The organism is Actinospica durhamensis (assembly GCF_018139695.1).
Classification (GTDB): domain Bacteria; phylum Actinomycetota; class Actinomycetes; order Streptomycetales; family Catenulisporaceae; genus Actinospica; species Actinospica durhamensis.
Map to the genome: position 1 here is coordinate 16,146 of NZ_JAGSOG010000101.1, position 10,962 is coordinate 27,107.

Annotated in this window: 10 protein-coding genes; 7 read left to right on the forward strand and 3 right to left on the reverse strand. The window is 72.6% G+C overall.

Annotated elements, in window-relative coordinates; all coding sequences use genetic code 11:
• Positions 1 to 15: 15 nt before the first annotated feature.
• The 3 genes from KDL01_RS20125 to KDL01_RS20135 all read right to left on the reverse strand — a co-directional run bounded on the left by KDL01_RS20125 (position 16) and on the right by KDL01_RS20135 (position 3,065).
• Positions 16 to 222 (reverse strand): hypothetical protein, encoded by a 207-nt coding sequence (locus tag KDL01_RS20125; RefSeq protein ID WP_212530085.1) that lies wholly within the window; start codon positions 220 to 222, stop codon positions 16 to 18.
• 203 nt (positions 223 to 425) lie between these two features.
• Positions 426 to 1,910 (reverse strand): MFS transporter, encoded by a 1,485-nt coding sequence (locus tag KDL01_RS20130; RefSeq protein ID WP_212530086.1) that lies wholly within the window; start codon positions 1,908 to 1,910, stop codon positions 426 to 428.
• A 180-nt stretch (positions 1,911 to 2,090) separates the two neighbouring features.
• On the reverse strand, positions 2,091 to 3,065 hold the full coding sequence (locus KDL01_RS20135) for a LysR family transcriptional regulator (RefSeq protein ID WP_212530087.1): 975 nt from the start codon (positions 3,063 to 3,065) through the stop codon (positions 2,091 to 2,093).
• Between the two features lie 188 nt (positions 3,066 to 3,253).
• Between KDL01_RS20135 and KDL01_RS20140 the strand changes: the two genes are divergently transcribed.
• From KDL01_RS20140 to KDL01_RS45350, 7 genes are all read left to right on the forward strand, one after another.
• Positions 3,254 to 4,408 (forward strand): alpha/beta hydrolase family protein, encoded by a 1,155-nt coding sequence (locus KDL01_RS20140; protein WP_212530088.1) that lies wholly within the window; start codon positions 3,254 to 3,256, stop codon positions 4,406 to 4,408.
• Positions 4,405 to 5,415, forward strand: a complete 1,011-nt coding sequence (locus tag KDL01_RS20145) for a cyclase family protein (protein ID WP_212530089.1) — start codon at positions 4,405 to 4,407, stop codon at positions 5,413 to 5,415. Before KDL01_RS20140 ends, KDL01_RS20145 begins: the two co-directional genes overlap by 4 nt.
• Positions 5,416 to 5,458: 43 nt before the next feature.
• On the forward strand, positions 5,459 to 6,592 hold the full coding sequence (locus KDL01_RS20150) for an FAD-dependent oxidoreductase (RefSeq protein WP_212530090.1): 1,134 nt from the start codon (positions 5,459 to 5,461) through the stop codon (positions 6,590 to 6,592).
• Positions 6,593 to 6,628: 36 nt separating this feature from the next.
• The gene (locus KDL01_RS20155; protein ID WP_212530091.1) at positions 6,629 to 7,564 is read left to right on the forward strand and encodes a VOC family protein; all 936 of its coding nucleotides are present in this window, start codon (positions 6,629 to 6,631) and stop codon (positions 7,562 to 7,564) included.
• A gap of 89 nt (positions 7,565 to 7,653) precedes the next feature.
• The gene (locus KDL01_RS20160) at positions 7,654 to 8,619 is read left to right on the forward strand and encodes a fumarylacetoacetate hydrolase family protein (protein WP_212530092.1); all 966 of its coding nucleotides are present in this window, start codon (positions 7,654 to 7,656) and stop codon (positions 8,617 to 8,619) included.
• A gap of 47 nt (positions 8,620 to 8,666) precedes the next feature.
• Positions 8,667 to 9,644, forward strand: a complete 978-nt coding sequence (locus KDL01_RS45345; RefSeq protein ID WP_212530093.1) for a PDR/VanB family oxidoreductase — start codon at positions 8,667 to 8,669, stop codon at positions 9,642 to 9,644.
• 34 nt (positions 9,645 to 9,678) lie between these two features.
• Positions 9,679 to 10,893: a cytochrome P450 gene (locus KDL01_RS45350; protein ID WP_212530094.1), complete on the forward strand. Its 1,215-nt coding sequence runs from the start codon at positions 9,679 to 9,681 to the stop codon at positions 10,891 to 10,893.
• The last annotated feature ends 69 nt before the right edge of the window (positions 10,894 to 10,962 follow it).

The window sequence follows — 10,962 nt, forward strand, 5'->3', positions numbered from 1 at the left end:
CGGCCCTTCGGCGTATCAGGAGCCAGATTCGAGCGGCTCCCGCGGATCAAATGTGATCACGACGACCTCGCCGTTGGCATACGTGACCACCGGCCGCTGCATCACGCTGCCCACCCTGCCGGCGACGTCCTGGAACAACTCCACCAGTTCGAGGGTGTCCGCGGTCACCTCGAACCGTCCGTCGGCGACGAGCGCCTGGGTGACGTAGGGGACGAAGTTCACTGCGGCTCGGGCTCTCTCGTCCGCGTCGAGAGCAGTGCGCCCCAACGCGGAGTGCCTGTCAGAGGGCTGGGTTGACACTGGTCTCCTCCTGATCGGCGTGGGGCACTCGAGTCTGCCACACCGAGGCGGCACCGACGCCGAAGGGGCGACCGCCCCCGGGCGCGAGCACGGGGGCGGTCACCCTGATTCTCCGGGCCGAATCTCTACGCGGCGCTGAGCGCCTCACCCGCGTCCACCTGGTCCGAGGGCCGCACTCGCGGGATGAACACCGAGAGCAGCAGGGCGAAGACCATGCAGGCGGCCAGGGCTATGTATCCGCCGCGCAGACCGTTGTCGAGGTAGAAGCGCGTGCCGTAGGCGATCCGGCTTCCGCTGTTGAGGGCGGCGAACATGACCTGGGTGACGATCGCGGTCATCAGGTTGCTCAACAGGATGAACATGCCGCTGGCCAGGCCTTGTTCGCGGTGGCTGACCACGCCGAGCATCAGGATCCCGGCGCAGGCGAGCACCAGGCCGCCGCCGAAGTAGGCCAGGCTGCCGGCGAGCATGAGCTCGAGGGCGTCGTGGTGGAAGAAGCCGAGAGCGACCAGGCCAAGCGCGCTCAGGACCAGGCCCGCGTTCCAGGGCAGCCGCGGGTCGATCCGACGGGTGATCACTCCGGCGACGAGCCCGACCAGCAGCAGCACGACGCCGGCCGGGATGCCGACCAGCGAGCTGTGGGTGCCGGACCAGCCAAGGCCCGCGGACACGCCGGGGATGGAGGGATACAGGGTGACGTAGACGACGATGGTGCCGGTGGCGAACATCGCGCTCTGCGCGATCGCCGTGCTCACCAGCACGGTCGCGACGCTGCGGCGGGCGAGCATGCGTACATCGACGAGGGGGTGGGCCGTGCGCAGTTCGACCAGGACGAACGCGGCGGCCAGCACCAGGGCCGCGGCGATCAGGGCCCACAGGCTCGCATCGCTCCAGCCCCAGCTGTCGCCCTGTCCGATGCCGTAGACCAGGGCCGTGGCCGCGCTGCCGAGCAGCAGCCCGCCGAGCCAGTCGAAGCCGCCCCCGCTCGGTACCGGGGGGATCTTCGGCACGAAGGCGAGGACCAGCAGCAGGCCGAGTGCGACGCCGCCGACCAGGGCCCAGAGCACGCCGTGGAAGCCGAAGGCGTCGAGCAGCCAGCCGCCGAGCAGCGGGCAGACCACCAGGACGATGCCGGCCGCGCTGCCGAGCGCCCCGGTGGCCATGCCGACGAAGCGGGGCGGGAACAGGTCGCGGGCGGAGGCGTAGGTCAGGGCCGCCATCGTGCCGTACAGGCCGGCGATGCCGCGTCCGACCAGCATGGTCGGGTAGTTCTGGGCCAGCGCCGTGATCAGGTCGCCGAGAATGCCGGCCGACAGGACGAACAGCATCACCTTCTTGCGGCCGTAGAGGTCTCCGGCCTTGGCCACGAACGGGGTGACCAGGGTGACGGCCAGCGCGTAGACGAGGGTGAACCAGGCGATCTGGGTGGTGTGGAAATGCTGGGCGACCTGGGCCTGGGCCATCGACGTGAAGACTCCGGCGACCGTGAGCATCTGGGCGGGCCAGAGCATCGCGAGCAGGATGACGGTCAGCCGGCCGCCCAGGCGTGAGGGACCTGGGTCCGCCGCGCCGGTTGCGGCGGACGCGGGTAACGCAGAGGTACGCACCATTGCGTGTCCTTCCGGATTCAGGTTGCGGCGCCGCGAGCGCCGAGAACGGGTGGGGCGGCGCTCACCGTAACCTAAAAACAGAACCACATGAAGGGTTTTATCGGTGTGGCCCAGGTCACACCGATCTCCGGCGGGCGCGCAGGGCAGCCGGACGGTCGGGCAGTCGGGTAGTAGGGCGGGTCAGCCGGCCGCCATCGCCCGTCCGGTCGCGGCGGCGCACTCGCGCAGCCACGCGTGCCCGGGGTCGCGCTCGTGGGCGGGGTGCCACCACAGCGCCTCCTGCACCGGCACGGCGTCGAACGGCGCGGGCAGTACGCGCACCGCGGCGGTGCAGCCCAGCTTGTCGACCAGGCGCTGCTGGATCAGGCAGACCCGGTCGGTGCCCTCGATCAGCTGGGGCAGGGAGCTGAAGAACGGGGTGGAGATCTCCACCCGCGGGCTGACCCCGATCATGCTCAGCTGCCGGGCGGCCGGGGCGTCGTACGGGCGCTGATAGACGGCCCAGGGCAGCCTGGCCAGGTCCTCTATGCTCAGCTCGTCGCCGATCTCGGGGTGCTCCTCGGCGACCAGGCACACCCATCGGTCCCGGAACAGCTCCGTGCAGGGCAGGCCGTCGATGATGCCGTGCGGCAGCACGAGCCCGTCCACGGAGCTGAGCACCGCGGCCGGGTCGTCGCCGATCGCCGTGGTGGCCTGACGGAAGGTCAGGCGCACGCCCGGGGCCAGCCGGTGCAGCGCGCGGGAGAGGGCGGTGCCGAACACGGTGACCGAGTAGTCGGTGCCCAGCAGCGTGAACTCGCGGGTCGCGGCCGCCGGGTCGAAGGAGGGCTGCGCGGTGAAGACGCGCTCGAGCATTCCGCAGGCCGCGGCGACCGGGGCCAGCAGCGCGGCGCCGAGCGGGGTGAGCCCGTAGGCGTTGCCGGAGCGCACCAGCAGTTCGTCGCCGAAGTGGCGCCGCAGCCGGGACAGGCTCGCGCTCATCGCCGGCTGGCTCACCCCGACCCGGCCGGCCGCGCGGGTCACCCCGCGCTCCTCCAGCAGTGCGCGCAGGGCGACCACCAGGTTCATGTCCAACCGGGCCAGGTTGAGCACGGGCCCCTCGGCGTCCGCGGCGCGAGGGCCGCCCTGCAGATCGATGTGGTTGATATCGCGCATAAGAAGGATCGATTTCCCTGATAGTCGGCAGAGGCCCACAGTAGTACCACCCGGACGGCAATCCGACGGAAACCTCCAGGAAACCCGCCCGCGCCGCTCCGGCCCGCGCTGCCCGGCGTGAGCCGTCCGACCGCGCCCGGATGCGCGCGGCCTCGCGCCCGGACCTCACCGATCAAGGAAGCAGCAGCATGTTCGAGTATTTTCCCGGTAACTACGTGTGGAACCTCGGCGTGGTCGCCAGCCTCAACAGCGGCGGCCTGATCGACGAGGTGGACCGGGCCTGCCGCCCGATCCGCGAGGCCGCGGCCCAGGGCTCCGACGTCGGGGTGCGCCAGTTCATGGCGGCCTGGCGGAAGGTGGCCGACCAGCTGCGGGAGCAGGCCGAAGCGGAAGAAGCCGCCGGCCACCGGCGCAGCGCCGGCCAGAAGTATCTGCGGGCCGCGATGTACGTCAGCCAGGCCGAGCGGATGCAGTCGGCGAAGGACCCCTCGCGCAACGACGAGTACCGCCACTGCATGGAAATGCTCGAGCACTCCTTCCGGCTGCTGGACCCGGCCACGTCCCGGGTCGCGGTGCCCTACGAGGGCACGACGCTGCCGGCCTACTTCACCGACGCCTCGCCCGGTGGCGCGCCCACCCCGGTGCTGATCCTGTGGAACGGCCTTGATTCGACCAAGGAGCACATGTACACGAGCGGGTTCCCGGCCGAGATGGCGGCCCGCGGTGTATCGACCCTGATGGTCGACTGCCCCGGCAGCGGCGAGGCGCTGCGCCTGCAAGGCCTGACCGCCCGGATCGACACCGAGGCGTGGGCGGCGGCGTGCGTGGACTACCTGCTGACCCGGCCCGAGACGGACCCGTCCAAGATCGGGCTGGCCGGCTGGTCTCTCGGCGGCTACTTCGCCCCGCGGGCCGCGGCCTTCGAAAAGCGCCTGGCCCTGGCGGTGGCCTGGGGCGCGAACCACGACTGGGGCGCGGTGCAGAAGCGCCGGCTGCAGCGGGAGGGCGAGAACCCGGTACCGCACTACTGGGACCACGTGCTGTGGGTGTGGGGCCAGCCGGACGTCGAGACCTTCATCGACTTCGCCGAGGCCGTCAACCTCGACGGCGTCGTGGAGAAGATCACGGTGCCTTTCCTGATCGCGCACGGCGAGAACGACCGGCAGATCCCGCTGGCCTACGCGCACCGCTCCTACGAGCAGGCCACCGCCAGCCCGCGCCGGGAGCTTCGGGTGTTCTCCGCCGAGGAGGGCGCCACCGAGCACATCGGCCTCGACCACCTGCCGCACGTCGGCGCGTTCATCGCCGACTGGGTCGCCGACCGGTTCGGGGAGATCGCATGAGCGCCGCGTCCGCACGGCCCGCACCGGCAGCCGAGCCCGCGCTGCTGGACCGCGCCGACCCCGAGGCGGAGATCGCCAAGGCGGCCGCGGCCTACTCCAACTGGGGCCGGTGGGGCGCGCACGACGTGCTGGGCACCTTGAACTTCCTGACCCCGGCCCGGCGGCTGGCCGGCGCCGCGCTGATCCGGCGCGGGGAGGCGTTCTCCCTGTCCCAGCGCTTCGACATGAACGGCCCGCAGCGCGGCTGGCGCCGGCGCACCAACCCGGTGCACACCATGCTCGACACCGGCACCGACGCCGCCGCGGGCAAGCAGGGCTTCCCGCACGGCATCGGCGGCGCCGACGACGTGATCGCGATGCCGCTGCAGTGCTCGACCCAGTGGGACGGGCTCGGCCACATCTTCGACCACGGCATGGCCTGGAACGGGCGCGCGGCCGCCGACACCGTCACCAGCGACGGCGACCTGGTCACCGGGATCGAGCACTTCGCCGCGCACCTGGCCGGGCGCGGAGTGCTGCTCGATGTCGGCCGGGTGCACGGCGACGAGCGCGGCGAGCTGCCCGACGGATATGCGATCACCCGGCAGGACCTGGAGTCGACGGCCGCCGCCCACGAGGTCGAGGTACGCCCCGGCGACATCCTGGTGGTGCGCACCGGGCAGTTCGCCCGCACCGTGCGCGAGGGCTGGGGCGAGTACGCCGGCGGCCCGGCCCCCGGCCTGTCGCTGACCACCGCCGGCTGGCTGCACGGCACTCAGATCGCCGCGATCGCCACCGACACCTGGGGCTTCGAGGTGCGTCCGAACGAGTTCGACGTCCCGGCCTTCCAGCCGCTGCACCAGGTCGCCATCCCCAACATGGGCCTGGTGATCGGCGAGATGTGGGATCCCGAAGCCCTGGCCGCGGACTGCGCCGCCGACGGCGTCTACGAGTTCTTCCTCACCGCCGCGCCCCTGGCGATCACCGGTGCGGTCGGCTCCCCGGTCAACCCGATCGCCGTCAAGTAACCCCCCGCCATCTACCGAAGAGTTCGAACTTCCGGGAGCGTCAATGACGACCAACACCCGCCGCGTCCTGGTGATCGGCGGCGGCACCGCGGGAAGCGCCGCGACCGTGCTGCTGCGCCGCGCCGGCCTCGACGTCGACCTGATCGAGGCCCGCCCCGACTGGAACGCGACCGCCGGATCCGGCATCACCTTGCAGGGCAACGCGCTGCGCGTGCTGCGCAAGCTCGGCGTCTGGGACCAGGTACAGGCCTGCGGCTACGCCTTCGACGAAGTCGGGCTCACCACCCCCGACGGCGCCGTGCTGCACGTGCAGGCCGACATCCGCACCGGCGGGCCGGACCTGCCGGGCACCGTCGGCATGCAGCGCCCGAAGCTACAGCAGATCCTGATCGAGGCGGTGCGCGCCAGCGGGGCCCGGATACGCCTCGGCGTCACCGCGCAGTCTCTCGATCAGGACGCTGACGAGGTCAGCGTCACCTTCTCCGACGGTGAGAGCGCCCGCTACGACCTGGTGATCGCGGCCGACGGCCTACACTCCGCCACCCGCGCCATGATCGGCATCGATACCGCGCCCGAGCCGACCGGCATGGCGATCTGGCGCACCCCCGCGCCGCGCCCGGCCTCGGTCACCCGCACCGACCTCGCGTACGGCGGGCCCTGCTTCATCGCAGGGTACTGCCCGACCAGCGAGAGCACGATCTACGCCTACCTGGTCGAGGCGCTGCGCGATCGCAGCACCCTGGATCCGGCGAGCTACGCCGAGCACATGCGCGAGCTCGCCGCCGGCTACGGCGGGGCCTGGCCCGAGATCGCCGCCTCCATCACCGACCCGGCCCAGGTCAACTACACCCGCTTCGACCGGATGCTGCTCGACGGGCCCTGGCACCGCGGCCGCGTCGTGCTGATCGGCGACGCCGCGCACACCTGCCCGCCCACCCTGGCCCAGGGCGCCGCGCTCTCCCTGGAGGACGCGCTGGTGCTCGCCGAACTGCTCAGCGGCGACCAGCCCTGGGACGAGGAGCTGCTGTCCGGCTTCGCCGAGCGTCGCGTGGCCCGCGTCCGCCCCGTCGTCGAGGCCTCCGTCCAGCTGGGCCAATGGCAGCTGGACGGGGTGCGCGACGCCGACGCCCCCGGCCTGATCTACCGGACCCTCGCCCCGCTCGCCGCCCGGCCCTGACCCCGCCGCACCAGCGCACCAGAAAGAAGCCCCCTGATGAACCGGTATCTCACCCACCTGCGGCACGTCGATCTGGCCGTGCCCGACTACGACAAGCAGCTGGAGTTCTACTCCGGCATCTGGGGCCTGACTCCGGTGGCCGCCGAGGCCGGCCTGTCGTTCCTGGCCGCCGAGGGCTCGCCCGAGCAGTACGTCATCCGGCTGCGCAAGGCCGAGGAGAAGCGTCTGGACCTGGTCTCCTACGGCGCCGCCGACCCGGGCGACGTCGACGCGCTGGCCGAGCAGCTGCTGGCTGACGGCGTGCAGCTGATCACCCGGCCCGGCGCGGTGACCACGCCCGGCGGCGGCTACGGCTTCCGCTTCTTCGACATCGACGGGCGCACCATCGAGGTCTCCAGCGACGTCGAGGCCCGGCAGCACCGCAGGATCGAGGAGAAGGAGTCGATCCCGGTCCGGCTCTCCCACGTCGTGCTCAACACCCCCGACCTGGACCGCACCCGCGCCTGGTACGAAAAGCACCTCGGCTTCCGCCTCTCGGACACCCTCTCCTCCCCGCACATGGGCGAGGTGATGCACTTCATGCGTATCAGCACCCAGCACCACTCCATGGCCCTGGCCAAGGGCCCGCACACCTCGCTGCACCACGTCTCCTTCGAGCTGCGCGGCCTGGACGAGTACATGTACGGCACCGGGCGGCTGCTGCGCGCCGGAACGACGAAGATCTGGGGCCCCGGGCGCCACCTGGCCGGCCACAACACCTTCAGCTACTTCCTCGACCCGCACGGCAACACCGTCGAGTACACCACCGAGCTCGAGCAGCTCGACGAGGACAGCTGGCACCCGCACGTCTACGACTTCTCCCAGCCCGAGGTCACCGACCAGTGGGGAACGGCCAACCCGATGAGCGAGCTGGTCGCCAAGGAGTCCTTCAACGACCCGGACCGCGGCTCGTTCCTCGCCCCGCCGGTCTGACCGATCCCCGCCGCCACGCCCGCGGTGGCCGCGGTACGCGCGCAACGCGCTTCCCGCGGCCGCTGCGGCCTCCCAGAACGGCCACGACCATGCGCTTCGCCACCTACGAACACCGCGGGCTGATCCACGCCGCCGCCCTCGGCCCCGGCGAGCGGCTGCACCCCCTGCCGCCCGGCGCCGGCCTGCTCGACCTGATCCGCGCCGGCGCCGAGGCCCTGCACGCGGCCGGAGACGCGGCGCTGGCCGACCCGCCCGGCCCGCACGTGAGCCGGGTGCGCCTGCTTCCGCCCATCCAGCCGCCCGCCATCCGCGACTTCGTCGCCTTCGAAGAACACGTCGAAGGGGTGCGCCGCTCGGTCGGCGGCGCCTCCGGCGTGCCCGAGGCCTGGTACGACGCGCCGACCTTCTACTTCACCAACCCCTACGCCGTCATCGGCGCGCACGACCCGGTGCCGATGCCGCCGGGCAGCGCCGCGCTCGACTTCGAGCTGGAAGTGGCCGCCGTCATCGGCGGGACCGGCCGGGACCTGACCCCCGATCAGGCGCGCGGCCTGATCGTCGGCTACACGGTCTTCAACGACTGGTCCGCCCGCGACCTGCAGTCGCGCGAGATGCAGGTGGGCCTTGGCCCCTGCAAGGGCAAGGACACCGCGACCACCCTCGGCCCCTACCTGGTCACCGCGGACGAGCTCGAACCGCACCGCGACGCCGACGGCTTCCTGCGCCTGGCCCTGACCGCCGAGGTCAACGGAACCGTCGTCGGGCGCGACCTGCTCTCGAACATGTCCTGGACCTTCGAGGAGATGGCCGCCTACGCCTCGCGCGGCACCGAGATCCGCCCCGGCGACGTGCTCGGCTCCGGCACCTGCGGCAACGGCGGCTGCCTGGCCGAGCTGTGGGGCCGATCCGGACAGCAGGACCCGCCGCCGCTCGCGGTCGGCGACACCGTCACCCTCACCGTCCAGGGCCTGGGCACCGTGGCCAACACCGTCGCCCCCGGACCGGAGCCGGTCGCGCTACCGGCCGGGCGACGGCGCCCGCGCACCCGCCCGTAAGAAAGGAACGCGACAACGTGGTCGCACCACAACACCCCGCACCACCCGTGGCCTTTGCCGATGCGACCGTGCGCGTCGAGTCCAAGCAGGTCGTCGCGGACGGCGTGGTCGCCCTCACCCTGACCCGACCGGACGGCGGCCGCCTGGCCGACTGGACCCCCGGCGCCCACATCGACCTGATCCTGCCTGCCGACGGCCGTCGCGCGGACGGCCTCGGCCACAGCGCCACCCGCCAGTACTCGCTGTGCGGAGACCGCTGGGATCCGGCGCGCTACCGGGTCGCGGTGCTGCGCGAGCCGGACGGGCGCGGCGGCTCGGCCTACGTCCACGACGTGCTCGAGCCCGGCGACCTGGTCGGTGTCGGCGCCCCGCGCGACAACTTCCCCCTGGTTCCCTCCGAGCGCTACCTGTTCCTCGCCGGCGGCATCGGCATCACCCCGCTGCTGCCGATGATCCATCAGGCCGCGCTGCTCGGCGCCGACTGGCACCTGTGGTACGCCGGACGCTCCCTCGCCGCGATGGCCTTCGCCGGCGAGCTGGCCGACGCCCACGGCGACCGCGTCCACCTCGCGCCGGGCGACCGGGCCGCACGCATCGACCTCACAGCCCTGCTCGCACAGCCGCAGCCGGGCACCAAGATCTACTGCTGCGGGCCGACCCGCCTGCTCGACGCGGTCACCCGGGCCACCGCCCACTGGCCCGCCCACACGCTGCGTACCGAGCGATTCGCCGCCGCGCCGCCGCTGCCGGCCCGCGCCACCGCTTTCGAGGTGCACCTGCGGCGCACCGGCGCACGGGTGACGGTGGACCCTGGCGTGTCCGTGCTCGACGCACTGCGCGCCGCCGGCGTCGAAGTGCTCTCCTCCTGCCGCCAGGGCGTGTGCGGCACCTGCCTGACCGCCGTCGTCGAAGGCCGCCCGGACCACCGCGACGCACTGCTGGCCGACCACGAGCGTGCCGCCGGCGACCGGATGCTGGTGTGCGTCTCACGCTCCTGCGACGACCGGCTGGTCCTGGACCTGTGAATCCGCCCCGCCCGCCCAAGCCTTTGGAGCCGTCGTGACCGACACCCTCCTTCCGGCGGCAGTGCCGCCGGAGTGCGACGCCGACCCGTTCGCCCCCGAACACCTGGAGAACCCCGAACCGCTGCACGCGCGCCTGCGCGCCGCCGGGCCCGTGGTGCTGCTCACCCGCTACGGCGTATACGCCCTGCCCCGCTACGCCGAGGTCCACCGGGCCCTGGTCGACTGGCAGAGTTTCAGCTCGGGCGCCGGCGTGGGCCTGGCCGACTTCCGTCGGGAAAAGCCCTGGCGCCCGCCCAGCCTGCTGCTCGAGGCCGACCCGCCGCTGCACGACGCCCCGCGCCGGGTGCTGCGCGAGATCCTCTCGCCCTCCGCGCTGCTCGCCCTGCGCGCCACCTGGTTCGCCGCCGCCGAACAGCTCGTCGACCAGGTCCTGGCCCAGGGCCCTGTCTTCGACGCCTTCGACGCGCTGGCCACGGCCTTTCCACTGCGCGTCTTCCCCGACGCGGTCGGGCTCGGCCCGCACGGGCGCGAGAAGCTGCTGCCCTACGGCAACATGGCCTTCAACGCCTTCGGGCCGGTCAACGAGCTCGTCCAGGCCGACGCCCACCACGCCGCGCAGCTCTCGGCCTGGGTCGCCGCCGCGTGCGAACGCCCGGCGCTGGCGGCGGACGGCTTCGGCGCCCGAATATGGCAGGCCGCCGACCGCGGCGAGCTGACGGAGCAGCAGGCCCCGCTGGTGGTACGCAGCCTGCTGACCGCCGGGGTCGACACCACCGTCCACGGCCTCGGCGCCGCGCTGTACGCCTTCGCCACCCACCCGGAGCAGTGGCAGCTGCTGCGCGAGAACCCGGCACTGGCCCGCACCGCCTTCGACGAAGCAGTGCGCTGGCAATCCCCGGTCCAGACCTTCTTCCGCACCACCACCGCGCCGGTCACCCTCGCCGCGACGCCCATCCCCGAGGGCTCCAAGATCCTCATGTCGCTGGCCTCGGCGAACCGCGACCCGGACCGCTGGGACCAGCCCGACGCCTTCGACCTGCGCCGCGACCCGTCCGGCCACGTCGGCTTCGGCATGGGACTGCACCAGTGCGTCGGCCAGCACGTCGCCCGCCTGGAAGCCGAAGCACTCCTGACCGCGCTCGCCCGCCGGGTCGAGCGGATCGAGCCGGCCGGCCCGCCCCGCAGACACCTGAACAACACCCTGCGCTCCTGGCGGGCACTCCCGGTCCGGGTGGCGCCGGCCCGCTGAAGCCGCCCCCCATCCCATCCCTCAACCGACCCGACTCACATCCCGAGGAACAGATGACCAGTCCCGCCC